The 25831-nt window shown below is 60.3% G+C and carries 20 protein-coding genes and 1 pseudogene; 15 read left to right on the forward strand and 6 right to left on the reverse strand.

Going from position 1 to position 25831, the window contains the following annotated elements; all coding sequences use genetic code 11:
* The 10 genes from nuoL (at window position 1) to FFR93_RS24980 (ending at window position 12201) form a co-directional block, all read left to right on the forward strand.
* Window positions 1–2001, forward strand: a complete 2001-nt coding sequence (nuoL, locus tag FFR93_RS24935) for an NADH-quinone oxidoreductase subunit L (protein WP_064711213.1) — start codon at window positions 1–3, stop codon at window positions 1999–2001.
* A complete protein-coding gene (locus FFR93_RS24940) occupies window positions 2001–3512 on the forward strand; it encodes an NADH-quinone oxidoreductase subunit M (protein WP_138395135.1) in 1512 nt (503 codons plus the stop codon). Before nuoL ends, FFR93_RS24940 begins: the two co-directional genes overlap by 1 nt.
* A gap of 18 nt (window positions 3513–3530) precedes the next feature.
* Window positions 3531–4976 (forward strand): NADH-quinone oxidoreductase subunit NuoN, encoded by a 1446-nt coding sequence (gene nuoN / locus FFR93_RS24945; RefSeq protein ID WP_064711215.1) that lies wholly within the window; start codon window positions 3531–3533, stop codon window positions 4974–4976.
* Window positions 4976–5740 carry a biotin--[acetyl-CoA-carboxylase] ligase gene (locus FFR93_RS24950; protein WP_064711216.1) on the forward strand — a complete coding sequence of 255 codons (765 nt, stop codon included), beginning with the start codon at window positions 4976–4978 and terminating at the stop codon, window positions 5738–5740. Before nuoN ends, FFR93_RS24950 begins: the two co-directional genes overlap by 1 nt.
* A 17-nt stretch (window positions 5741–5757) precedes the next feature.
* Window positions 5758–7428, forward strand: a complete 1671-nt coding sequence (locus FFR93_RS24955) for a ribonuclease J (RefSeq protein WP_138395136.1) — start codon at window positions 5758–5760, stop codon at window positions 7426–7428.
* Between the two features lie 2 nt (window positions 7429–7430).
* The gene (gene mce, locus FFR93_RS24960) at window positions 7431–7835 is read left to right on the forward strand and encodes a methylmalonyl-CoA epimerase (RefSeq protein ID WP_138395137.1); all 405 of its coding nucleotides are present in this window, start codon (window positions 7431–7433) and stop codon (window positions 7833–7835) included.
* A gap of 162 nt (window positions 7836–7997) precedes the next feature.
* The gene (locus FFR93_RS24965) at window positions 7998–8273 is read left to right on the forward strand and encodes a DUF1467 family protein (protein WP_138395138.1); all 276 of its coding nucleotides are present in this window, start codon (window positions 7998–8000) and stop codon (window positions 8271–8273) included.
* A 587-nt stretch (window positions 8274–8860) separates the two neighbouring features.
* Window positions 8861–10183, forward strand: coding sequence for a proline--tRNA ligase (gene proS, locus FFR93_RS24970; protein ID WP_138395139.1), 1323 nt, complete (start codon window positions 8861–8863; stop codon window positions 10181–10183).
* A gap of 15 nt (window positions 10184–10198) precedes the next feature.
* Window positions 10199–11503, forward strand: coding sequence for a lipoprotein-releasing ABC transporter permease subunit (locus FFR93_RS24975; protein ID WP_138395140.1), 1305 nt, complete (start codon window positions 10199–10201; stop codon window positions 11501–11503).
* Between the two features lie 14 nt (window positions 11504–11517).
* A complete protein-coding gene (locus tag FFR93_RS24980; RefSeq protein WP_064706941.1) occupies window positions 11518–12201 on the forward strand; it encodes an ABC transporter ATP-binding protein in 684 nt (227 codons plus the stop codon).
* 5 nt (window positions 12202–12206) lie between these two features.
* Here the strand turns inward: FFR93_RS24980 and FFR93_RS24985 are convergent, their stop codons facing one another.
* On the reverse strand, window positions 12207–12671 hold the full coding sequence (locus tag FFR93_RS24985) for a DUF5680 domain-containing protein (protein ID WP_138395141.1): 465 nt from the start codon (window positions 12669–12671) through the stop codon (window positions 12207–12209).
* A 509-nt stretch (window positions 12672–13180) separates the two neighbouring features.
* Between FFR93_RS24985 and dnaE the strand changes: the two genes are divergently transcribed.
* Complete coding sequence (gene dnaE / locus FFR93_RS24990; RefSeq protein WP_138395142.1) at window positions 13181–16678, forward strand: DNA polymerase III subunit alpha; 3498 nt, start codon at window positions 13181–13183, stop codon at window positions 16676–16678.
* Window positions 16679–16722: 44 nt separating this feature from the next.
* Here the strand turns inward: dnaE and FFR93_RS24995 are convergent, their stop codons facing one another.
* Window positions 16723–18159 carry an MFS transporter gene (locus tag FFR93_RS24995; protein WP_138395143.1) on the reverse strand — a complete coding sequence of 479 codons (1437 nt, stop codon included), beginning with the start codon at window positions 18157–18159 and terminating at the stop codon, window positions 16723–16725.
* A 104-nt stretch (window positions 18160–18263) separates the two neighbouring features.
* On the opposite strand from FFR93_RS24995, the gene FFR93_RS25000 reads away from it, so the two are divergent.
* Window positions 18264–18695: a helix-turn-helix domain-containing protein gene (locus tag FFR93_RS25000; protein ID WP_138395144.1), complete on the forward strand. Its 432-nt coding sequence runs from the start codon at window positions 18264–18266 to the stop codon at window positions 18693–18695.
* Window positions 18696–18698: 3 nt separating this feature from the next.
* Here the strand turns inward: FFR93_RS25000 and FFR93_RS25005 are convergent, their stop codons facing one another.
* Together FFR93_RS25005 and FFR93_RS25020 are read right to left on the reverse strand one after the other, a co-directional pair.
* A complete protein-coding gene (locus FFR93_RS25005; RefSeq protein ID WP_138395145.1) occupies window positions 18699–19946 on the reverse strand; it encodes a L,D-transpeptidase family protein in 1248 nt (415 codons plus the stop codon).
* A gap of 520 nt (window positions 19947–20466) precedes the next feature.
* Complete coding sequence (locus FFR93_RS25020) at window positions 20467–21759, reverse strand: DNA polymerase IV (RefSeq protein WP_138395146.1); 1293 nt, start codon at window positions 21757–21759, stop codon at window positions 20467–20469.
* Window positions 21760–21835: 76 nt separating this feature from the next.
* Here FFR93_RS25020 and FFR93_RS25025 point away from each other — a divergent pair.
* Window positions 21836–22417: pseudogene (locus tag FFR93_RS25025) on the forward strand (GNAT family N-acetyltransferase); the annotation flags it as partial.
* On the opposite strand, the gene FFR93_RS25030 reads toward FFR93_RS25025, so the two are convergent.
* Window positions 22398–23072, reverse strand: coding sequence for a hypothetical protein (locus tag FFR93_RS25030; protein WP_171049255.1), 675 nt, complete (start codon window positions 23070–23072; stop codon window positions 22398–22400). The pseudogene FFR93_RS25025 and the gene FFR93_RS25030 sit on opposite strands and share 20 nt — an antisense overlap.
* Window positions 23069–23377 (reverse strand): DUF3572 domain-containing protein, encoded by a 309-nt coding sequence (locus FFR93_RS25035; RefSeq protein WP_064706948.1) that lies wholly within the window; start codon window positions 23375–23377, stop codon window positions 23069–23071. Before FFR93_RS25035 ends, FFR93_RS25030 begins: the two co-directional genes overlap by 4 nt.
* Window positions 23378–23510: 133 nt before the next feature.
* On the opposite strand from FFR93_RS25035, the gene FFR93_RS25040 reads away from it, so the two are divergent.
* Window positions 23511–23882, forward strand: a complete 372-nt coding sequence (locus FFR93_RS25040; RefSeq protein WP_003547430.1) for a response regulator — start codon at window positions 23511–23513, stop codon at window positions 23880–23882.
* An 18-nt stretch (window positions 23883–23900) separates the two neighbouring features.
* Window positions 23901–25274 (forward strand): PleD family two-component system response regulator, encoded by a 1374-nt coding sequence (locus FFR93_RS25045; protein WP_138395148.1) that lies wholly within the window; start codon window positions 23901–23903, stop codon window positions 25272–25274.
* The last annotated feature ends 557 nt before the right edge of the window (window positions 25275–25831 follow it).

Raw genomic sequence — 25831 nt, forward strand, 5'->3', positions numbered from 1 at the left:
ATGTTCCTCTATAAGGCTATTGTCTTTCTTCCCTTGATCGGCGCGATCATCGCCGGCCTTTTCGGCCGCGCCATCGGCGCCAAAGCTTCGGAATATGTCACCAGCGGCCTGATGATCATTGCCGCCATCCTGTCCTGGATCGTCTTCTTCACCGTCGGCATGGGCCACCTTGAAGGCGGGCCGATCAAGGTCGAGGTATTCCGCTGGATCCAGTCCGGCGGCATCGACGCCTCATGGTCGCTGCGTGTGGATACGCTGACCTCCGTCATGCTGATCGTCGTCAACACGGTCTCGACGTTGGTGCATATCTATTCGATCGGCTACATGCACACCGATCCGCATCGTCCGCGCTTCTTCGCCTATCTCTCACTCTTCACTTTCGCGATGCTGATGCTGGTGACCTCGGACAACCTGGCCCAGATGTTCTTCGGCTGGGAAGGCGTCGGTCTCGCCTCCTATCTGTTGATCGGCTTCTGGTTCAAGAAGCCTTCGGCGACGGCAGCGGCGATGAAGGCCTTCATCGTCAACCGTGTCGGCGACTTCGGCTTCGTGCTCGGCATTGCCGGCGTCTTCGTTCTGTTCGGCTCGATCAACTTCGACACGATCTTCGCCAACGCGTCGAACTTCGCCCCGCATGAAGGCGGCGGCGAGGCGGGCGAGGTGATCCTCAACCTCTTCGGCATGCAACTCGACAAGGCGCACGCGCTGACCGGCATCTGCCTGCTGCTGTTCATGGGCGCCATGGGCAAATCGGCCCAGTTCCTGCTGCACACTTGGCTGCCGGACGCCATGGAGGGCCCGACCCCGGTCTCGGCCCTCATCCATGCCGCCACCATGGTCACCGCCGGCGTTTTCCTCGTCGCCCGCATGTCGCCGCTCTTCGAACTGTCGCACGATGCGCTCGTTGTTGTCACCGTGATCGGTGCGATCACCGCCTTCTTCGCGGCAACCGTCGGCCTCGTACAAAACGACATCAAGCGCGTCATCGCCTATTCCACCTGCTCGCAGCTCGGCTACATGTTCGTGGCGCTGGGGGTAGGGGCTTATGGCGCGGCGATCTTCCATCTCTTCACCCACGCCTTCTTCAAGGCGCTGCTCTTCCTCTGCGCCGGCTCGGTCATCCATGCCGTCGATGGCGAGCAGGACATGCGCTACATGGGTGGCCTGCGGCCACACATCAAGGTGACGTTCTGGCTGATGATCATCGGCACGCTGGCGATCACCGGCGTCGGCATTCCCTTCACGCCGATCGGCTTTGCCGGCTTCTTCTCCAAGGATGTGATCATCGAGGCGACCTATGCTTCACATTCGCCGGTCGCGGGCTTCGCCTTTTCGCTGCTCGTGATCGCGGCTCTCTTCACCAGCTTCTATTCCTGGCGGCTGATCTTCATGACTTTCTTCGGCAAGCCGCGCGCGTCGCACGAGGTCATGCACCACGTTCACGAGTCGCCGCAGGTCATGCTGGTACCGCTTTATCTGCTCGCGATCGGCGCGGTGCTGGCGGGCGTGATCTTCGAGGGCCGTTTCTACGGCGAGGAGTATGCCGAGTTCTGGAAGGGCGCGCTCTTCACCAGCGCTGAGAACGAGCTCGTGGAAGAGTTCCATCATGTGCCGGCGCTGGTGGCCTTGAGCCCCTTCATCGCCATGCTGCTCGGCTTCGTCATTGCCTGGTACATGTATATCCGCTCGCCGCAGACGCCGCGCGTCCTCGCCAGACAGCACCGGGTTCTCTACAATTTCCTGCTCAATAAGTGGTATTTCGACGAACTCTACGACTTCCTCTTCGTCCGTACGGCAAGGGCACTTGGCCGCTTCCTGTGGAAGAAGGGTGACGTCGGCGTCATCGATACCTATGGCCCGAACGGCGTCGCAGCCCGCGTCGTCGCCGTCACCGACAGGGTGGTCCGCCTGCAGACCGGTTACCTCTATCACTATGCCTTCGCGATGCTGCTCGGCATTGCGGCGCTCGTTACCTGGATGATGCTCGGGAGTTCCTTCTGATGACCGCTTGGCCTATTCTTTCAACGGTCACCTTCCTGCCGCTTGTCGGCGTGGTGCTCCTGCTCTTGATGAACGGCGACAGCGAAAGCGGCCGGAAGAACGTGCTGTGGATCTCGCTGATCACCACTGTCTTCACCTTCGTCGTCTCGCTCTTCCTCTGGATCGGCTTCGACAATGCCAATCCGGGCTTCCAGATGCTCGAAAAGCATGATTGGCTCGGCACCGGCATCGGCTATCACGTCGGCGTCGACGGCATCTCCATGCTGTTCGTCATCCTGTCGACCTTCCTCATGCCCTTCTGCGTGCTGGCGAGCTGGCTCTCGATCGAGAAGCGCCTGAAGGAATACATGATCGCCTTCCTCATCCTCGAAACGATGATGGTCGGCGTCTTCGTGTCGCTCGATATCGTGCTCTTCTACGTCTTCTTCGAGGCAGGCCTCATTCCGATGTTCCTGATCATCGGGGTCTGGGGCGGCAAGGACCGTGTCTATGCGAGCTACAAGTTCTTCCTCTACACGCTGCTCGGCTCGGTGCTGATGCTGCTCGCCATCATGGCGATGTACTGGCAGGCCGGCACGACGGACATCACCGCGCTGCTCGCTTACAAGTTCCCGCCCGCGCTGCAGACCTGGCTCTGGCTTGCTTTCTTCGCCTCCTTTGCGGTGAAGATGCCGATGTGGCCGGTCCATACCTGGCTGCCCGATGCGCACGTTCAGGCGCCGACGGCGGGCTCGGTGATCCTGGCCGGCGTGCTCCTGAAGCTCGGCGGCTACGGTCTCATTCGCTTCTCGCTCGGCATGTTCCCGGTCGCCTCCGACTATTTCGCGCCGCTCGTCTTCGCTCTGTCCGTCATCGCCATCATCTACACCTCGCTGGTGGCGATGATGCAGGACGACATCAAGAAGCTGATCGCCTATTCCTCGGTGGCGCACATGGGCTACGTGACCATGGGCATCTTCGCTGCCAATATGCAGGGTGTTCAGGGTTCGATCTTCCAGATGCTGTCGCACGGCATCGTCTCCGGCGCGCTCTTCCTCTGCGTCGGCGTCGTCTACGACCGTACCCACACCCGCGAGATCAATGCCTATGGCGGTCTCGTCAACAACATGCCTAAATATGCCGTCGCGATGATGGTGTTCACCATGGCCAATGTCGGACTTCCCGGCACCTCCGGCTTCGTCGGCGAATTCCTGACGCTGATCGGCGTCTTCCGGGTCAACACCTGGGTCGCGCTCTTTGCCGCCACCGGCGTCATCCTCTCGGCCGCTTACGCGCTTTGGCTCTATCGCCGGGTGATCTTCGGTGCGCTGGAGAAGGAAAAGCTGAAGGCATTGCTCGATCTTTCGCCACGCGAGCAGTTGATCCTCTATCCGCTCGTCGCACTGACGATCTTCTTCGGCGTATACCCGGCTCCGGTCTTCGACGCGACGGCCGCCTCGGTGGATCTGCTTGTCAACAACTACACGGCCGCCGTGCACGCAGCGCAGAATGTTGCGCTGTCTATGAAATGATGACGGGACTTATCGCACATGACCGCTGAAACAATTCTCCTCAGTCTGCATCTTTCCGCGCCGGAGCTCATCCTCGCGGTCGGCGCCCTTGTCCTGTTGATGGTCGGCGTCTTCTCGGGCGAGCGGTCAGGCCCCGTCGTCACCGGCCTCGCTATCGTCTTGCTGCTCGCCTCCGGCCTGTGGCTGCTCTTCGTGCCCACGGAAGGCCTTGCCTTCGGCGGCGTCTATATGGCCGACGGCTTCTCTCGCTTCATGAAGCTGGTGGCGCTGATCGGTTCGCTGGTCGCCCTGTTCATGACGCTCGGCCACGCCCGTGAAAACCAGCTCGACAAGTTCGAGTTCCCGGTTCTCCTGGTGCTGGCGACCCTCGGCATCCTGCTGATGATCTCGGCCAACGACCTGATCTCACTCTATCTCGCGCTGGAACTGCAGTCGCTGGCGCTCTACGTCGTCGCCGCGATCAACCGCGACAGCCTGAAGTCGACCGAAGCCGGCCTCAAATATTTCGTACTCGGCGCGCTGTCCTCCGGCATGCTGCTCTACGGCATGTCACTGGTTTACGGCTTCACCGGCCATACCCACTTCTCCGAGATCGCCCAGGCGCTTTCCGTCGAGGGCGCGCGTTCGCTCGGCCTTATCTTCGGCCTGGTCTTCATCCTTGCCGGCATTGCCTTCAAGATCTCGGCCGTCCCCTTCCACATGTGGACGCCCGACGTTTACGAAGGCGCGCCGACGCCGGTCACCGCCTTCTTTGCCGCAGCCCCCAAGGTTGCTGCCATGGCGATGATGACCCGTATCGTCATCACCGCTTTTCAACCGGTTCTCGCGGACTGGCAGCAGGTCGTCGTCTTCATCTCGATCGCCTCGATGCTGCTCGGATCCTTTGCCGCGATCGGCCAGAAGAACATCAAGCGGCTGATGGCCTATTCCTCGATTGGCCACATGGGTTATGCGCTTGTCGGCCTTGCCGCCGGCAACCAGACCGGTGTTTCCGGCGTCATGCTTTATATGGTCATCTACATGATCATGACGCTCGGCACCTTTGCGATCATCATGTCGATGCGCCGCAAGGACGGCACTGTCGTCGAGAATGTTAGCGATCTCGCCGGCCTTTCCACCACGAACCCGTTCATGGCCGTGGTGCTGACGGCGCTGATGTTTTCGCTGGCCGGTATTCCGCCGCTCGCCGGCTTCTTTGCGAAGTACTTCGTCTTCGTAGCTGCGATCGAAGCCAAGCTTTATGCGCTTGCCATCATCGGCGTTCTCGCCTCGGTCGTCGGCGCCTACTATTATCTGCGTGTCATCAAGCTGATGTGGTTCGATGAGGCGACCGACGAATTCGCTCGTGTTTCTGGCTCTCTGCGCCTGGTATTTGGTCTCTCCGGTCTTTTCGTCACCGCCTATGTTCTCATCGGCGGCCCGATCGGCGGTGCGGCAGAGCTTGCCGCGGCGACGCTCTTCTGATGGTCTCCGGCAGGCAGCGCCGAATATCGCTCGACGATTTCAGGCATGAGGCCCTGTCGGAAACATCGTCCACCAATAGCGAATGCCTCGCCCGGGCCCGGGCGGGCGATCCAGGCAATCTCTGGGTGACGGCCGAGAGGCAGACCGGCGGCCGCGGCCGTCGCGGCAGGCTTTGGGTTTCCGAACGCGGCAATCTCTATGCGTCTCTTTTGCTGATCGACCCGGCTCCGATGGAGCGCCTCGGCTCGCTGCCGCTGGCCGTTGCCGTTGCCGTTCACCAGGCCATCCACAGGGTGCTGCCGCCTGGTGGCGAACCGCTTGAGGTCAAATGGCCGAACGATATTCTCATCGGCCGAAAGAAGACCTGCGGCATCCTGGTCGAAGGCGAGGGGTTGCCGGACGGCCGTTATGCGCTGATCGTCGGTATCGGCATCAATGTTTCGGTCATGCCGGACAATCCGCTCTATCCCGTCACTTGCCTGCGCCAGCACGCAAGCGCAGCTTCGCCGGAGGAACTCTTCGCTCATCTCTTCGCGGCGATGGCGGAACTGCTCGAAGTATGGGATCAGGGCCGCGGCATTGCCGAGATCACCGCCCGCTGGCGCGCCATTGCATGTGGCATCGGCGAAAAGATTACGGTGAATTTGCCGGACCAATCGATTTCCGGACAATTCGCCGGAATTGATGATAATGGCTTGTTGATGCTCGATACCGGCGCTGGCAGGATCATGTCTATTGCCGCCGGTGATGTGTTTTTTGGATAGCGGAAAAAAACGAAAACATGGCGAAACAGGACGAGTTGGTATTCCTGCCTCTGGGTGGCGTCGGCGAGATTGGGATGAATCTTGCCCTTTACGGCTACGGCCCGCCCGAGCATCGCCAGTGGATCATGGTCGATTGCGGCGTGACTTTTCCCGGACCGGACCTGCCGGGCGTCGATCTCGTGCTGCCAGATATCCGCTTCCTTGCCAGCGAGCGAAAGAATCTTAAGGCGATCATCATCACCCATGCCCATGAAGACCATTATGGCGCGCTTGCCGACCTCTGGCCAGGTCTCAACGTTCCGGTTTTCGCCTCGGCATTCACATCGGGTCTGCTTGAAGCCAAGCGCAACTTCGAGAAGGCAACGATCGGCGAAGTGCCGGTGACGCCGTTCAAGGCAGGCGACACGATCAATGTCGGCCCTTTCAGCATCGAAGGCGTCGCTGTCAACCACTCGATTCCTGAGCCGATGTCGCTGATGATTCGCACGCCGGCTGGGAATGTGATCCATACAGGCGACTGGAAGATCGATCACGAGCCTTCGCTCGGCCCCCTGACCGATGAGACGCGCTTCCGCCAGCTCGGCGACGAGGGCGTGCTGGCGCTGATGTGCGATTCCACCAATGCCCTGCGCGACGGTGTTTCTCCCTCCGAGAAGGATGTGTCGGAAAGCCTGCGCAAGATCATCGAGGATGCCGAGGGCCGGGTGGCGATCACCACTTTCTCGTCGAATGTCGGTCGTATTCGCACCGTTGCCGAGGCTGCCGAGGCGGCAGGCCGAGAGGTGCTGCTGCTCGGCAGCTCGCTGAAGCGCGTCGTCGACGTCGCTAGCGATATCGGCCTGATGGAAGGGGTCAAACCTTTCATTTCCGAGGACGAATACGGCTATATCCCGCGCGACAAGGTCGTCGTCATCTTGACCGGCAGCCAGGGTGAGGCGCGCGCGGCCCTTGCCAAGCTCTCCCGTGACGAGATGCGCAATGTGGCCTTTGCGGCAGGCGATATCGTCGTCTTTTCCTCGCGCGCCATTCCAGGCAACGAGAAGGCGATCCAGGACATCAAGAACGGCCTCGTCGAGCAGGGCGTGCATATCATCACCGATACCGAGGCGCTCGTTCACGTGTCCGGCCATCCACGCCGCAATGAGTTGCAGAGGATGTATGAGTGGACGCGGCCGAAAATTGTCGTGCCGGTGCATGGCGAGGCGACGCATCTGACGGCGCACAAGGAGCTTGCCGAGCAATCCGGCATCGCGATCGTGCCGCGGGTGCGCAACGGCGATATCCTGCGGCTGGCGCCAGGTCCGGTCGAGGTGATCGGGGAAGCGCCGCACGGCCGGATCTACAAGGACGGCCTGCTAATCGGCGATTTCGACGAAATGGGTATCGGCGAGCGTAGGAAACTCTCCTATGTCGGCCACGTCGCGGTCAGCGTCGTGCTCGACGCCCGTTATGACATTCTCGGCGATCCGGACCTCGTCTCGATCGGCCTGCCGGTTTATGATGACGAAGGCGAGGAGATGGAGGATACGCTCTACGATGCGGCGATCAGCGCCATCGAAAGCATTCCGCGCGCCCGCCGCAAGGATATCGACATGCTGCAGGAGGCCGTGCGCCGCGCCATTCGCGCGGCTGCAAATCACGCCTGGGGCAAAAAGCCCGTTGTCACCGCCTTCGTAACCAAGGTCTGACCATGCTCGGCCGGGTGAACCATATCGCCATCGCCGTTCCCGACCTCGCAGCGGCGACGGCCGCTTATCGCGACTCGCTGGGGGCCGCCGTATCGCAGCCACAGCCTCTACCGGAACACGGGGTCACCGTCGTCTTCGTCGAATTGCCGAACACCAAGATCGAATTGTTGCAGCCGCTCGGGCAGGACTCGCCGATCGAAGCCTTCCTCGAAAAGAACCCTTCCGGCGGCATGCACCATATCTGTTACGAGGTGGACGATATCATCCTCGCCCGTGACCGCCTGCTCGCGGCCGGGGCGCGGGTGCTGGGCGGCGGCGAGCCGAAAACCGGCGCGCATGGCAAGCCGGTGCTCTTTCTGCACCCCAAGGATTTCTTCGGCACGCTGATCGAGCTCGAACAAGCCTAAACCAAATACAATCGGAAGCGCTTCGCTGCGGCAGAGTGACCTGAAGGCGGCGAAATGGTTCGTTCGCTTTGAGTTGGACGCTATTCCGCCGTATAAGTGCGCCAGTTCCAAGCGACACAGCGCTTCATGCGTTCTGTCGGCAAGACACTACCGGGAAAGATAATGCTCCAGACCTTCCTTCAGGGATTCGCTGTCTACTTCATCATCTGGTGGATGACGCTTTTCGCCGTCCTGCCGATCGGCTTGCGTACCCAGGCGGAAGACGACGAAATCGTGCTCGGCACGGTGCCAAGCGCGCCCACCCGCTTTCGCGCCGCCTTCGTCTTTTCGCTGACGACGCTGATCTCGGCGCTGATCTACGGTCTCTGGTATGTCTGCGACACCTATCTTGGCTGGGGCTTCGATGCCCTTCCACAACTCGGGCCTAGCTTCTATTGACGTAGCTTTTGCTCAAACTTTGAGCAGATGTAAATTCAAGGAAAAATCGGTTTCGTCATACCGCCGTCATGCCGTTGCCGCAAAGAGCTCGCGTAACGGAATAAGAGGGTTCCTTTACGGAAGCCATTCGGAGTTTGAATGGGAGAAGAGGGCGAAAAGCCAAAAAAAAACAAGGCTGGAAGCCTTGTTTTAAGTATCGCGTGATCTGTAACCGTTGCCGGGGCTGCGACGAGCGCGCCTAAGATCTGATCCTCCCAAGACTTGACCGCGAATTCGGCAAGAATTTAACTTCCTGCCTGTTTTGTGAGCTAAAGCTAGCTCAAACATTGGGCTTTGTCATTAGCTTTTTTTGCATTTTTGCTACACTCCAGCAAAATTTTTCTGTTGACAAGATTTTCGTTCAAGTCCTTATAAACACGCGCTTTTTCACGCCCTTTCATTTTGCGGGCGCGAACATGCGTGTCCGGGAGGCGGCCGACGGCAGTTGCGGGTTTCCTTCCTGCCGCGAAGCGGCTATGAACGCTCCCACATAACGATGTACCTTCGATTCCGCTCGTCTGCGGGATCTCAACTGCTTCGGAATCGCCATGCGCCTGTCTCGCTATTTCATGCCCATCCTTAAGGAAAACCCCAAGGAGGCGGAGATCGTCTCCCACCGGTTGATGCTGCGCGCCGGCATGATCCGCCAGCAGTCACAGGGCATTTATTCCTGGTTGCCCCTCGGCAAGCGTGTGCTGGACAAGGTCAACGCCGTTATCCGCGAGGAGCAGAACCGCGCCGGCGCCATCGAGCTTTCAATGCCGACCCTGCAATCCGCGGAGCTTTGGCAGGAAAGCGGCCGTTACGACGCCTACGGCAAGGAGATGCTGCGCATCAAGGACCGCCAGGAGCGGCCGATGCTTTATGGCCCTACCAATGAGGAGATGGTGACGGATATTTTCCGCGCCTCAGTCAAATCCTATAAGGACCTGCCGCTCAATCTCTATCACATTCAGCTGAAGTTCCGCGACGAGATCCGTCCGCGTTTCGGCACCATGCGCTCGCGCGAGTTCATGATGAAGGATGCCTATTCCTTCGATCTGACGCGCGAAGCAGCAGAGCATTCCTATAATAAGATGTTCGCAGCCTATCTCAGAACCTTCGATCGGCTCGGCCTGCGCGCCATCCCGATGCGTGCCGATACCGGCCCGATCGGCGGCAATCTCAGCCATGAATTCATCATCCTCGCCGATACCGGTGAATCCGAGGTTTTCTGCCACAAGGACTTCGTAGGCTTCGATATTCCTGGTGAACGGACCGATTTCGACAGCGTCGAAGGCCTGCAGGCGATCTTCGACAAGTGGACCTCTCTTTATGCCGCGACCTCGGAGATGCACGACGAGGCAGCCTTCAACGCCATCCCCGAGGGCGAGCGCCTTTCCGCCCGCGGCATCGAGGTCGGCCATATCTTCTATTTCGGCACGAAATATTCCGAGCCGATGGGCGCGAAAGTGCAGGGGCCGGATGGTAAGGAACATTTCGTTCACATGGGGTCCTACGGTATCGGTCCGACACGCCTTGTTCCCGCCATCATCGAAGCATCGCATGACGACAACGGAATCATCTGGCCGGCGTCGGTCGCACCCTTCGATGTTGTCGTAATCAACATGAAGTCGGGCGACGAAGCCTGCGACGATACTTGCGAGCTGATCTACGCTGCGCTGACCAAGGCCGGCAAGGATGTGCTTTATGACGACACCGACGACCGGGCTGGGACGAAATTCGCGACCGCCGACCTGATCGGCGTACCTGTCCAGATCATCGCTGGTCCGCGTGCGGTCGCAAACGGCGAGGTCGAAGTGAAGGACCGCAAGACCGGCGCCCGCGAAACGATGACCATCGAAGCGGCGATCAACAGGTTCGTGGCGTAAGGAAACGGAGGCGAAATGGCAGAGGCAGCAGTGGACCGGAGTTCAAAATCCGGCTTGGGTCCGGCTGGCAAGCCATTTTCCACCTTTGAGCGTCTTGTGGCGTGGCGCTACCTGCGCGCCCGCCGCAAGGAGGCATTTATTTCGGTGATCGCCGGCTTCTCCTTCGTCGGCATCATGCTGGGCGTTGCGACGCTGATTATCGTTATGGCCGTCATGAACGGCTTCCGCACCGAGCTCGTCTCGCGCATTCTAGGCATCAACGGCCACATGATCGTGCAACCGGTCGATGGTCCTTTCACCGATTATCCCGACCTCGCCAGTAGGCTCGCCGGCGTGCCCGGTATCAAGATGGCGCTGCCCCTGGTGGAAGGCCAGGTGCTCGCCTCCGCCTCGGCCGGCGGCAGCACCGGCGCCTTGGTGCGCGGCGTCCGCGCTGAAGACCTGACCAAGCTCCAAACGGTCTCGGATAACATCAAATCCGGCGATATGGTGGGCTTTGCCGCCGGTGAAGGTGTGCTGATCGGCACTCGCATGGCCGATCAACTGGGTCTGCGCGTCGGCGACCTCATCACCCTGACCTCGCCGGAAGGTGACATCACGCCGATGGGCGTCAATCCGCGCGTCAAGTCCTACAAAATCTCCGGGCTGTTCGAGATCGGCATGTCGGAATACGACTCCTCGATCATCTTCATGCCGCTCGAGGAGGCGCAGCTCTATTTCAATGCCGCTGGGCTGGTGCAGTCGATCGAGCTCTTCGCCGATCACCCCGATGATATCGCCGCTCTGAGGCCGAAGGTGGAGGAGGCGGCTGGCCGCCAGATCAACCTCACCGACTGGCGCCAGCGCAACCAGACCTTCTTCTCCGCACTCCAGGTCGAGCGCAATGTCATGTTCATGATCCTGACTCTGATCGTGCTCGTGGCGGCGCTGAACATCATCTCCGGCCTCATCATGCTGGTGAAGGACAAGGGCAGCGATATCGCGATCCTGCGCACGATGGGCGCCAGCGCCGGCTCGATCATGCGCATCTTCTTCATGACCGGGGCGGCGATCGGTATCGTCGGCACCATTGGCGGCGTGCTGCTCGGTGTTCTCGTCTGCGTCAACATCGAATCCATCCGCCAGTTCTTCTCCTGGATATCAAGCACCGAGATCTTCAATCCGCAGGTCTATTTCCTCAGCCAGCTGCCGGCCGAGATGCAGCTCAGCGAAACCATTTCGATCGTCGTGATGGCGCTGACGCTCTCCTTCATCGCGACGATCTTTCCGGCCTGGCGCGCCTCCAGGCTCGATCCGGTGCAGGCCCTGCGCTACGAATAAGGAATGCCGTCTTCATGAATCGCAACGTCGTTCTCAAGCTTACCGGCGTCGAGCGCCATTACGGGCAGGGCGATACGCTGCTCCCGATTCTGAAGGGCGCGGATTTTTCACTGTCGAAAGGTGAGATCGTCGCTCTCGTCGCTCCCTCCGGCACCGGCAAGTCTACGCTGCTGCATATTGCCGGGCTCTTGGAACATCCCGATGGCGGTGAGGTCACCATCAATGGCCATGCCTGCGACGGCCTTTCAGACGAGAAACGCACCGCGATCCGCCGCAGCGAGATCGGCTTCGTCTACCAGTTCCATCACCTCCTCCCGGAATTTTCGGCGCTTGAAAACATCATGATGCCGCAGCTGATCGCCGGCCTGTCCTGGAAGGAAGCCGGCGAGCGAGCCGGCCAGCTTCTCGATTATATGCGCATCGGCCATCGCGGTTCGCATCGTCCGGCCGAACTTTCCGGCGGCGAACAGCAGCGCGTCGCGATCGCCCGCGCCGTCGCCAATGCCCCGACGCTGCTTCTCGCCGACGAGCCGACCGGCAATCTCGATCCGGAGACGGCAAGTTACGTCTTCGACGCGCTCGAGGCGCTGGTGCGCCAGTCCGGCCTCGCGGCCCTCATCGCCACTCACAACCATGAACTGGCCGGACGCATGGATCGGCGCGTCACGATCTCCGATGGCAAGGTTGTCGACTTCTAATTCGATTACGGGATGACAAGCCCGCCGCGGTAACCGAGCACATAAGCCTTCCGGCCGCCGACCATGATGCATTCATGGCCGCTGAATCGGTCGCAGCCGCCTTCGCTGCGGTCGATATAGCGGCCGAACGGATGATCGAATTCCATTCCGCCGAGAAAGCGGCCCTCCCCATACATCGCCGACAGCGCCGCCTTGATCACAGTTCCGGCGGCACTGCCATCGATGAGATCGGCCGCGACGACGCAGCCGAAATAATTCATCGCCCAGACGGGTTCGCCGGCAAACCACACCACTTCCTGTCCGGCGAAATCGGTGCCGCCGACGTAACTGTCGAGATATGACCAGTCGCCGCGTTCATAGCCAATATCGTGAGCGCCCGGCCGGCAGGGCGGGCGAGGCACACCCCCGCCGATATAGGTCGCGGCCTTAGCCTCTACGATGAAGTCGTTCAGCATAGCGGTGTCGAGCATTATCATCTTCCTCCCTGCCTCACCTGATGCCGATATAGCAGAATGCTGAGAACATAAGAAAAACAAAAGGGTTCGCATTGCTAGAAGCCAGAGGCAGGCATCAGGCACAGGATGCGTTGGCCCGACCGGTTCGTCCAGGCGATGCAGGGCCGGTTGGAGAACATGTCAAGACTGGCGCGATGCGAGGTTCGATTCGCGGCTCGCAAGCGGCATTTCTTCAAAGGCAAGCGGGGAGGAAAAGATTCCTGTTGACATGGGAACATACATGGAACAAATTGAATACATAACGAGTAAAGGAGAGCCAGATGACTGACATGATCCGTGATATCGCAGCATTCACCTCCATCGCAATGTTCGTTGCCAGCTTCTCGCTTATCGTCATCGCGATTTAAAGTTTTCGGGGGATCGCATGGCAGTCATGCGGTTCGCACGCCGGTCTTCTTCTGGACATCATCGCCCTCAATGCCGACAATGCGTCCGATTCATTTCGGCTGATTGAAAGGCATATCATGGCGGAGACGCAAAAGGGTTCAATTGGTGAGGCGACCGGTGGCGAGCCGGGTTTCATCCACCTGAGGGTCCACTCCGCCTATTCGCTGCTTGAGGGCGCCTTGCCTCTGAAGAAGATCCTCTACAAGGCGACCGGCGACAGCCAGCCGGCGATCGCCATCACCGACACCAACAATCTCTTTGTCGCCCTTGAATTCTCCCAGAAGGCAATGGACGAGGGCCTGCAGCCGATCATCGGCTGCCAGGTCTCGATCGACATGGAAGACGGATTGGAAAGTGAAAAGCGCGGCGGTCAGCAGGCACTGATCAAGCTGCCGTCGATCGTTCTTCTTGCGGCGACGGACGCCGGTTACGAAAGGCTGGTTGATCTCGTCAGCCGCGCCTATCTCGGCGGTGATAGCAACCAGGCCATTCATATCAGAGCCTCCTGGCTGGAAGAGGCAGGCACGGAAGGGCTGATCGCCTTGACCGGCGCCCTGACTGGGCCGGTTGACGCGGCTTTCAGGGAAGGCCATCCCGCTCAGGCGGAAGCCCGGCTGCTCACGCTGAAGCGTCTGTTCGGCGACAGACTCTATGTCGAGCTGCAGCGGCACGGCACCTACGACAAGCGGCACGAGCAGAAGATCGTCAGGCTTGCTTACACGCATGACCTGCCGCTCGTCGCCACCAACGAAGCCTTCTTTCCGGCTCGCGACGATTACGACGCCCATGATGCGCTGATGGCGGTTGCGCATAACGCCATCGTCTCCGACGACAGCCGTTTTCGCCTGACGCCGGATCACTACCTAAAGAGCCGGGCCGAGATGGCCAAGCTCTTTGCCGACCTGCCGGAAGCGCTCGATAACACGATCGAGATCGCCAAGCGCTGCTCCTTCGTGTTGAAGACGCGAAAGCCGATCCTGCCGCGCTTCACTGGCGCCACCGACGATGCCGAGGAGGCCGAACGCGCCGAGGCGGGCGAATTGCGCCGCCAGGCGGTGGAAGGGCTGGACATGCGGCTTGCCACGCTCGGAATGTCGCCGGGTTACGAGGAAAAGGATTACCGCGAGCGCCTCGAGTTCGAACTCAGCGTTATCGAGCGCATGCGCTTCCCGGGTTACTTCCTGATCGTTTCCGACTTCATCAAGTGGGCCAAGCAGCATGATATTCCCGTCGGTCCGGGCCGTGGTTCGGGCGCCGGTTCGCTGGTCGCCTATGCCTTGACGATCACCGATGTCGACCCGCTGCGCTTCTCGCTGCTCTTCGAGCGCTTCCTCAATCCGGAACGCGTCTCGATGCCTGACTTCGACATCGACTTCTGCCAGGACCGCCGCGAAGAGGTGATCCGCTACGTTCAGGCGAAATATGGGCGCGAGCAGGTGGCGCAGATCATCACCTTCGGTTCGCTGCAGGCACGCGCCGCACTTCGCGATGTCGGCCGCGTGCTGGAAATGCCTTACGGCCAGGTCGACAAGATCTGCAAACTCGTGCCGAACAATCCGGCCAATCCGACGCCGCTCTCCAAGGCGATCGAGGAGGAGCCGAAGCTGCAGGAGGAGGCGGCGAAGGAGCCGGTGGTCGCGCGTCTGCTCGACATCGCCCAGAAGATTGAAGGGCTTTATCGTCACGCCTCGACGCATGCTGCCGGCATCGTCATCGGCGACCGCCCGCTGTCCAAGCTCGTGCCGATGTATCGCGATCCGCGCTCCGACATGCCCGTCACCCAGTTCAACATGAAATGGGTGGAGCAGGCAGGCCTCGTCAAGTTCGACTTCCTCGGCTTGAAGACGTTGACCGTGCTGAAGGTCGCCGTCGATTTCGTCGCCAAACGCGGCATTAAAGTCGATCTTGCGGCCATTCCTCTCGATGACAAGAAGACTTACGAGATGCTGTCGCGTGGCGAGACGGTCGGCGTGTTCCAGGTGGAAAGTGCCGGCATGCGCAAGGCGCTGATCGGCATGAAGCCGGACTGCATCGAGGACATCATCGCGCTGGTGGCGCTCTACCGCCCGGGCCCGATGGAGAACATCCCGGTTTATAATGCCCGCAAGCACGGCGAGGAGGAGGTGGAATCGATCCACCCGATGATCGACCATCTGCTCAAGGAAACCCAGGGCGTCATCGTCTATCAGGAACAGGTGATGCAGATCGCCCAGGTCCTGTCCGGCTATTCATTGGGTGAAGCCGATCTTCTGCGCCGCGCCATGGGTAAGAAGATCAAGGCCGAGATGGACCAGCAGCGTGAGCGCTTCGTCGATGGCGCGGTGAAGAACGGTGTGAAGAAGCCGCAGGCGGACGTCATCTTCGATCTCTTGGCGAAATTCGCCAATTACGGCTTCAACAAGTCGCATGCCGCCGCCTATGCCATCGTCTCATACCAGACGGCCTATATGAAGGCGCATTACCCGGTCGAGTTCCTCGCCGCTTCGATGACGCTCGACATGTCCAACACGGAAAAGGTCAATGATTTCCGTCAAGATGCCAAACGCCTCGGCATCGAGGTGATCGCACCTTCGGTGCAGACCTCCTTCCGCCATTTCGAGACCGGCGACAACCGGATCTACTATGCGCTGGCCGCCCTCAAGGGCGTCGGCGAATCCGCCGTCGACCATATCGTCGAGGTGCGTGGCGACAAGCCCTTCGCCAGCATCGAGGATTTCTGTCTGCGCATCGATCCGCGCCAGGTGAACCGCCGCGTGCTGGAAAGCCTGATCTATGCCGGCGCCTTCGATTGTTTCGGCACCGACCGCGCCCAGTTGGCGGCCGGCCTCGACCGCATCCTCGGTTATGCCCAGCGCGCCCAGGAAAACAAGCTGAGCGGCCAATCGGATATTTTCGGCAGTACCTTGACGTCAGGTCCGGAGAAGATCTCCTTGCCGCCCTATTCACCCTGGCTGGCTTCGGAGCGGCTGCTCAAGGAGTTCCAGGTGCTGGGCTTTTATCTCACGGCGCACCCGCTCGATTCCTACAGCAACATCCTGCAGAAGATGCGTGTACAGACTTTTGCCGAGTTTTCTGCGGCCATCAAGCAGGGGGCTGCCAATGCACGCCTTGCCGGCACCGTCATCTCGAAGCAGGAGCGCAAGACCCGCACCGGCAACAAGATGGGCATCATCGTCTTTTCCGACTCGTCGGGCCAGTTCGAGGCGGTGCTGTTTTCGGAGATGCTGAACCAGTATCGCGATGTGCTCGAGTCCGGAAAATCCTTCCTGCTGACCGCGACCGGGGAGGAGCGGCCGGAGGGCATCGGCCTGCGTATCCAGACGATCCAGTCGCTTGAGGAAAAGTCGCTGCAGATGCAGAAGGCGCTGCGCGTCTATGTCAGAGATTCCGGACCGCTGAGAATGGTTGCCGGCCATCTGAACGCCAAGGGCGACGGCCTGGTTTCCTTCATCGTCATCAAGGAGGAGGGCAAACGCGAGGTGGAAGTGGCGCTGCCGGAGAAATACCGCATCACGCCGGAGATCGCGGCCGCCCTTCGCGCCGCCCCTGGCGTCGTTGACGTCGAACTTGTCTGACGAACAGGGCAACCGGGACAAGCCCGGCTGCCTGTCCTTTGCTTTCAGCCGGCCCGTAGCCGGCATGACGCGTCCGCACAGCGGCCTCTGCCAAAGCCCATGATGACCATGCCGATCAGCGTCGCTCCGACTGGCACGATCAGGGCAGTCCGCAGTGCGTCCAGCCGTTCGGACGGGCTGTCACCATCGCCGAGGGCAAGCGTGCCGACGGCGCTGACGGCGGACAGGCCCAAGGCTGCACCGAACTGGAACGAGGTGTTCACCAGGCCGCTTGCCAGCCCCTGTTCGTCTTCGGCAATACCTTCCGTCGCGATGATCGTCAGCGGTCCATAGCCTAACGAGAAGGCGAGGCCGAGCAGAACCATTGACGGCAACATGGCGGCATAGGTCCAGTCGAGGCCCATGCCGAGGAAGAGCGCGTAGCCGGCGATGGCGAAAGCAAAGCCGCCAAGTACGACGCGTCCGTTGCCAAAGCGTTCGACGAGCAGGGGCGTGAGCAGCGGAGCCAGAATGGCATCCATGCCAACAACGATCAGCGCGAGGCTGGTTTCGAAGGAAGACCAGCCCAGTAGCTCCTGCAGATAAAGCGAGACGACGAACTGGAAACCGAAGAAGGCGCCGGTAAAGAGCATCGCCCCGAGATTGGCTTGCACAAGAACGGCAGATCGGAAAATCCCGAGCCTTATCAGCGGCGCGCGCGACTTGCGTTCAGTGAGAGCGAAGGCGAACCAGAGCACCATGCTCGCCCCTGCTGCCGCGATCGTCCAAGTCAGATCGTTGGCCGCGTGTTCCATCCGTGTCAGCGCATAGGCGGCAAGCAACATGGCGCCGGTCAACGTCAGCGCGCCCGCAATGTCGAATTTTTGCCGCTGGGCGGCGTCTTCCTTCTTCTCTACGATCAGCTTCATGCCGGCCAGCAGCAGGATAGCGGAGAAGATCACCGGTGCGAAGAACACCCAGCGCCAGCCGATGGCTGATAGAAGCCCTCCAATGACAAGGCCGAGCGAGAAGCCGGCCGAGGCGGTGCCGGCATAGATCAGCACGGCCCTGTTGCGCTGCGGTCCCTCTGGAAAGTTGCCGTTGATAAGGGCAAGGCCAGCCGGTGTCATGAAGGCAGCCGCCGCACCTGTCACGAAGCGAGCCGCCAGCAGCATCCAGCCCTCGGTCGCAAAACCGCCGAGACCAGAAAACAGCAGGAATACCGTGAGCGCCGTCAAAAAGACCTTGCGCTTGCCGTACATATCGGCGACTCGCCCTCCGAGCAGCATCAGGCCGGCATAGGCAAGCACATAGGCCGAGACAACGGCGCTCAATGTTGTCGTCGAAAGGCCGAGTTCGGCCCGGATCGAGGGCAGGGCGATATTGAGCATGGCCGCATCGACACCTTCGAGAAAAATCGCGCCACAGAGCACGGTCAGCATACCGGCAGCTCCGGCGCCCATTCTCGCGCTCTCTGCTGCCAAGGGAGGACTTGTAGACATCATGAAGTTCCTTATGCGTGAAGCAGGGAAGAACGAGGATGGTTACATATTGATCCTCGGTTCCCTATTGTAACCAAGGCTGACATAGGGCATGGTTCGAACCCATGGAAGAAGGCACTTCAAACTCACCGAGTGACTGCTGCAGCACCGAGCGCGATTACGACATCCACCAGTGGGATGCGCGGGAGGAGTGCGAGGTGCGTCAGATCCTCGATCGCATTGCCGACAAATGGTCGCTGCTGGTCATTGCGCTGCTCGAAAAGCGCACCCTTCGCTTTACCGAACTGCGCAAAAGTATTGATGGCATCAGCCAGCGCATGCTGACGACGACGTTGCGTCAGCTCGAGCGTGACGGTCTAATCGAGCGGACGGTTTATCCAGTGGTGCCGCCAAGGGTCGATTACGCGTTGACGGATCTCGGCTGCACGCTGCACGATACGATCAAGGCGCTCGTCGTCTGGACGGAAGCGAACCAGGCAAAGATTATTGCGGCCCGCCGAAGCTACGACGAGCGCGCCGTCGAGAAGCTTTGGTAGGTCTCAGTTCTCGCGGGTGACAGTAATGAATTCGGTACCTTCGCCTGTTTCGGAGCCGATGCCCGTATCCGAGATTGTCAAAGTCGAGCCGGGCGAAATCAACGCGTCGATCCGGTGACGGGTTTCGTCCGGAATCGAGATTCGACTGAGCGCCTTGGCGACGGGCCGGCCGCTGATGATCGAGCTTTCCTGATTGGTGATGCCGAGCCGCTTCATCGTCTCACGGGAGAGATTGTTCGTGAGCGTCACTCCGAGCCAGTCCGCCGTGCCGGCGGTCGCATCGATCGCATGCAGCGTCAGGAAATGCGTGCCGAGTGCCAGGCTCGGATCGGCGATTATCACCGGCGCCTCGAATATCGGCTCGAAGGACTGTCGCACCATGATGACGCCGTTCGGCGGCTCACCCCTGCCGGCCGCCGCATAGAGCGATTTGAGCAGGTTGTCGGAGATCAGGTTCCTGTCACCGGCAAATTCTGTAAACCGCAGCGCCTTGAAAGCCTTGATTGCCTGCACGGTCGTCGGACCGAGCAGACCGTCCGGATCGCCGGCAGAAAAGCCGAGCTGGTTGAGAAGGGCCTGGATGTCGATTACCGTTTCGCGCAGCGTCCGGCGCGTGATGAGCATGCTGATCGGCTCGGATGGCGCCTTGGCTTCCTCGGGCGCAACCGGCATCGGCATTACAGCCGTGTTGTTCATCGCCACCTGCACCGGTGCTTCGGGATAGCTTGGTATCGAGGGCCGCAGCTCGACATCCGAGAGGAGCGGCATCGCTGCCGGCGAGTCCGGATGGAAAAGATTGGGGTGGTCGATCGGCTGCGGCGCCAGTTCGCCGTCGCTGATAATGACCGGAACACCGGCGTCGGTCATTCCATAGAGCATCTTTGCGAAGGCGCCGGGCATGCGCACACAGCCGTGCGAAGCCGGATGGCGCGGCACCGAATTGGATTCATGCAGTGCGATGCCGGACCAAGTCAGTCGCTGCATGAAAGGCATCGGCGCGTTCGAATAGAGGTTGGATTCGTGGTACTTCTTCTTTTCGATGACGGAGAAGATGCCGCTCGGCGTCGTGTGGCCTTCCTTGCCGGTCGAGACCTTCGAGGTGGCGACGACCTCGGTGCCATCATAAACCACAAGCGACTGCTTGTTCTTCGAGACGAAGATCTGCAGGGTCCGTGCTTCCGCGGCAAAAGCAGGGTGTACGAGGGCGGTGGCCGACAGCAAGCCGAGGCCGAAGACGAGACGCGAGACCATGATACCCAACCATACGCAATACTGGTCCGGCACATTATGGGACGAAGTTTAAGGAAGGTTTTAAACCCTAGGTCGTTCGTTCGCCCGGAGGGCTGCAGCAGTTCCGCGATATCGGCGCGCAGAAGACAATGGCAAGGCATGTCGGTGAATCAAAGTCTGAGCGGTTTGCTTTAGGCCATTGTTCTGTATGGGCCTCGCAGAGATGTTCTAGAGCCTTTCCGGGTTAGATTGAAGCATTCTGTTGGCTCAAACGGAGTCGGATGGTCGACCGGCCGGCGCGCGTCGTAGCCAAGCCCTACGGCCAAGCCGGTCGTCGATCAGGCGGCCCGTTTCAGCCAACCTCCCGCAGAATCGCCGGACGCACTTGTCGCTTCGCCACGGCGAAGCGTGGGGGCGGGGCATCTCTAGCCAGGATCAAAGGCGATCGGCTCGGACGTACCTTGGGGATGCCCGTCGCCAATCGCCTTTGCCCTGACGAAAACCTGCTCCGGCAGAATGCTTCAATCTAACAGGAAAGGCTCTAGCGATCGCGCTTGCTGCCGCCGAAGGTGAAACCGGTCTCGACTGTGTTCTTGCCGAATTTGTCGCGCAGCTTGTCCATCGCCGCTTCGGCTGCCGCCCGCCGTCCCGACTGCCGGTCGATGAGATCCGGCGGATCGGCGCGGGCAGCGTCGCCGAGATCGGTGACGCCGATGCCGATCAGGCGGAATTTCGTACCGTCCGTCTCCTTTTCGAGAAGCTCGAGCCCGGTGCGGAAGATCCTGTCGGCAAGCTGGGTCGGATCCTCGAGCTTGCGATTACGGGTACGCGTCTTGAAGTCGGCGCTCTTCATCTTCAGCACCACAGTCTGCCCGGCAATGTCGTTCTTCTTCAGCCGCCAGGAAACCTTTTCCGAAAGATTGCGAAGGATCGGCACCAGATCGTCGTAGCGTGCAATGTCGTCGAAGAAGGTCGTTTCTGCCGAAACGCTCTTGGCGGCATCGTTGAGATGCACCTCGCGGTCGTCGATGCCGCGCGACAGCCGGGCGAGCCGCTGGCCGATGCTGCCGTAGCGGCGCATCAGGTCGTTCTCCTCCATCTGCTGCAACTGGCCGATCGTGCGGATGCCATCCGCCTCCAGCGTCGCGGCAAAGGCCTTGCCGACGCCCCAGATCGTGGTGACGGGACGTGGCGCCAGAAATTCAATCGCTTCCTCGCGGCCGATGACGGAGAAGCCGCGCGGCTTCTGCAGATCGGAAGCAACTTTGGCGAGGAATTTGCAATAGGAAAGCCCAACGGAGACGGTGATGCCGATCTCCTTTTCGACGCGGCGGGCGAACTTGGCGAGCGTGCGCGCCGGCGGGTCGTGATGCAGCCTCTCGGTGCCGCCAAGTTCCAGGAATGCTTCGTCGATCGACAGCGGCTGCACCAGCGGCGTCAGATCCTGCATCATCGCGCGTACCTGGCGACCGACCCGGACATATTTCTCCATGTCCGGGCGGATGACGACCGCCTGGGGGCATGCCTCCAACGCCTTGAACATCGGCATGGCGGAACGCACGCCGTGGATGCGGGCGATATAGCAGGCAGTGGAGACGACACCGCGTTTGCCGCCGCCGATGATAACGGGCTTGTCGGCAAGTTCGGGATTGTCGCGCTTCTCGACGGCTGCGTAGAAGGCATCGCAATCGATATGCGCAAGTGTCAGCGCATAGAGCTCGCGATGGCGCACTAGGCGCGGACTGCCGCAAGAAATGCAGCGGCGCGCCTCAGCCTTCTGCTCGGCAAGGCAGTCGCGACAGAAGCCGGGTGTCTTGTCAGGCGCGGCGGTCATGGTGAGAACAAAGGTTGAACGCCGCGACACTACGCCTTAAGCTGGCGAGTCACAAGAGAGGGCGGGAGCTTTGCCTTTGGATAAAGATTTTCGTTTCGAGCCGGTGACGGCAGAACGGTGGGGCGACTTCGAAACCTTGTTCGGCCCTCAGGGGGCTTTTTGTAATTGCTGGTGTGTCGCGCTGCGCTTGCCGCATTCGATGAGGACTGCGATGACGGCAGACGAGCGCAAGGCGCATATGCGGGAGCGGATCGAGGCGGGACCGCCGCCTGGGATCCTCTGTTATGACGATGGCGGACCGGTCGCATGGGTGCAGGTCGGGCCGCGCCACGACGTGCCGCAGTTCAATTCACCGCGCACCGTCTCGCGGCCACTGGACGAGGACGATGCGCATGATCCCTCCATCTGGGCGGTGAGCTGCTTTTTTCTGCTGCCCAAACTGCGGGGCAGGCGTATGAGCCATCGGCTGCTTGCCGGCGCGATCGACTACGCGCGGTGCCAGGGAGCGCGGTTGGTCGAAGCTTGCCCGATCGATCATGTGAAGCAGTCGAAATCGGTGACGCTCTGCATAGGCTCGACGGCAATCTTCGACGCAGCCGGCTTCAAGACGATTGCCAGACGCAAGGACGGCCGGCCGCTCATGCGGCTGGAACTGCGCGATGGAAGGCGCCGGAAAGGAAATGGGCTTCGATCAGCTCGGCCGCATGTCCCCAGTCGGCAGCACGGGTGATGTCGTCGGCTGCCGCCGGCGCGAAACGATGGACGGGCGAATCCGGCATTAGGTGAATGAGCAGGCAATCGGCCATGTATTCCCTGACGGAGTGCAGATTGTGCGCCATATCGTCTATGAAGACGACGGGAAAGGAGCGGCTGGCATGCAGCGCGTGAACAATCGGCCCCTTGGGTTGCTCGCTGGCAAGCAGCGGATAGAGCAGGCCAGCGCTGTCCAGCAGCCGGCGGCGCTGAACCTGGAACCGTGGCGGCATCGCCGTGAGGAAAAGGATATCGGCCTCCTTCGAAAGCCGGCCAAGCGTTTCGACGACGCGGTCGACCGGCGTCTGCCACAATTCCTGCGCGTCGAAAAAATCTTCGATAAGCCGGCTGACCCGTTGGCCCTCGATCTCCGTGCCGTCCGCTTTCGAAACGATGTTGCCGTGAAGTCGAAACGATCGCGGCAGGAATTCGTGACCCAGGCTTTGAAGAAAGTGCTGGAAGGGGTCGATGAACTGCAGCACGACATCATCGACGTCGCAAACGATGAGCGGCCGCTTGCCGAGGTGAATGTGCGAAACATCGAGCTCGGTCACGCTCAGTATTCCCCCGAATCGAGCCCCGGCGAGGAGAAATGCCGCCAGGCGGCGGTCACCGTCTCCGGGCTAAGACCGCTCGCCGTGCAGAAGGCCATCGCCGTCGGCTCGTGGTTCATCAGGAAATCCATCATGCCTGAGAGGAACCCCGGGTCGTTGACCGCGTTGCGCACCTGCTCGGGCGCCACTCCGGTGAGGGCGAGGAAGCGGCCGAACATGTCGGGATCGGCGGCAAGCCAGCCGAGCACGGCAATCGCCGTCTCGTGCGGGTCGGCCGCCTGTTGTTTCGAGGTCTTGAAGTTGCTTTGCATTTCGGGGGGTAAGTTACCTTTTCTTCAACCAAATACGGGTAGCGTGCGCTATCGGTTTCACGGAGCTATTCATCCGCATGTGCATTTCTCATGGGACGAACCGCTGCGCGAACGGACGTAGGGACAGCTTGTCATGCCCAAACAGGTGATGATTGTAGAAGATAACGAGCTCAACATGAAGCTCTTTCGCGACCTGATCGAGGCGTCCGGCTATACCACGATCCAAACCAGAAATGGCATGGAGGCGCTCGATCTGGCGCGCAAGCATCGTCCCGACCTCATCCTCATGGATATCCAACTGCCGGAGGTCTCCGGCCTCGAAGTCACGAAATGGCTGAAGGAAGACGACGAGTTGCACGTCATTCCCGTCATCGCCGTGACGGCTTTCGCGATGAAGGGCGATGAGGAACGGATCCGCCAGGGCGGCTGCGAAGCCTATGTCTCCAAACCGATTTCGGTTCCGAAATTCATCGAGACGATCAAGACCTATCTGGGCGATGCCTGACGCATCGGAAAGACGCTTATGACCGCGCGAATACTGGTGGTTGACGATATTCCGGCCAACGTGAAGCTGCTTGAAGCGCGGCTGCTTGCGGAGTATTTCGACGTGATGACCGCCGCCGACGGTTATGAAGCGCTGGCGATCTGCGAACGCAACCAGGTCGATCTGATCCTGCTCGACATCATGATGCCCGGTATCGATGGTTTCGAGGTCTGCGAGCGGCTGAAGGCCAGTCAGAAGACTGCCCATATTCCTGTCGTGATGGTCACCGCACTCGACCAGCCGGCCGATCGCGTACGCGGTCTGAAGGCCGGCGCCGACGATTTTCTCACCAAACCGGTCAACGATCTGCAGCTGATCTCGCGGGTGAAGAGCCTGCTGCGGCTGAAGACATTGAGCGACGAGCTGCGCATCCGCGCCGACACCGCTCATACCATGGGCATGGGCGATCTCATGCGGGCAGGCGAGGGTCGTGGCGACGAGGCCGGCCAGGTCCTATTGGTCGATGGCCGCGCCAATTCGCAAGAGCGCATCATCAGGGCGCTGAAGCCCGTTGCCGATGTGCTTGCGCTATCCGATCCGCAGGCCGCCCTGTTCGAGGCGGCCGAGAACACGTTCGATCTCGTTATCGTCAATGCCAATTTCGACGATCACGATCCGCTTCGCCTTTGCTCCCAACTGCGCTCGTTGGAGCGCACGCGCTTTCTGCCGATCCTGATCATTACCGAGCAGGGCGCTGACGACATGGTCGTCCGCGCTCTTGATCTCGGCGTCAACGATTACATCATTCGTCCCGTCGATCCTAACGAGCTCGTCGCCCGCAGCCTGACGCAGATCCGTCGAAAGCGTTACAATGATCGACTGCGCGCCAGCGTCAAGCAGACGATCGAGCTTGCGGTGACCGATCCGCTGACTGGCCTTTACAACAGACGTTATCTCGACAATCACCTGAACGTGCTCTTCAACCGGTCGATGGCGCGGGGACGGCCGCTTTCGGTGCTGATTACCGATATTGATCGTTTCAAGCAGGTGAACGATACCTACGGCCATGACGGCGGCGACGAAGTGTTGCGCGAATTCGCAAATCGCGTCCGTTCTACTATCCGCGGCGCCGATCTCGCCTGCCGTTACGGCGGGGAGGAATTCGTCGTGGTAATGCCGGACACCTCTCCGGAAGTTGCCGCCGCTGTCGCCGAGCGTCTCCGCGCGGCTGTCGAAAGCGCCCCTTTCATGCTGAAGCGATCAAGTGAAGCGCTGAGCGTTACCGCTTCCTTCGGCATCGCCTCGCGCTTTGGCGCGGTGCTGACCCCAGACCAACTAATGAAGCAGGCCGATCTTGCTCTTTACGAGGCCAAGAATACCGGCCGCAATCGCGTGGTCGCTGCGGCTGCCTGACGAATCACTCTGGGTGGCCATACGCTCCATTTGCGGGTTTTCCACTGCGGTAAGCGGTTTATTACGGATCTTTAACCTTCGCCCGTGCGGCACAGCCTGAAAATTCTGCAATCCGATAGCCCAAAAATGGACTCCCGGCGTTGCTGCGGATATGCTGCGGTGCGACAGTTTCCGGCATGCTGGAGGCCCGCTCAAAATGAAATGCGGACTATAAAATTATGTCCACTGCCAACAGACTGAAATAGAGCGCGGCGGCATCACCTTACGTAAGGGGAGGGGATGCTTAAGTTATCATGTTATATTGTCGAATTTCTTCGACTTCGTCACGGCTAGGCTTTGTCATCAAGCACAGCCGTCAAATCTTTGTATGTGCCAAAACTGGACTTTTAACCATAGAATCAAGCTCAGAAAATTCATCATTAAGAATTTGTTGATTTTCTTTCATTTCTGCGCAAATTATCGGCTCATAAAAGAAGCGCTCCCGCAGAGGAGCTGTCGATACCCCATGATGCTCAGGTCCGCCGCATCTCCTGGGTCGTGGGGTCGGTCGGCTAGTA

This window comes from Rhizobium sp. MHM7A (assembly GCF_005862215.1).
Classification (GTDB): Bacteria; Pseudomonadota; Alphaproteobacteria; order Rhizobiales; family Rhizobiaceae; genus Rhizobium; species Rhizobium bangladeshense.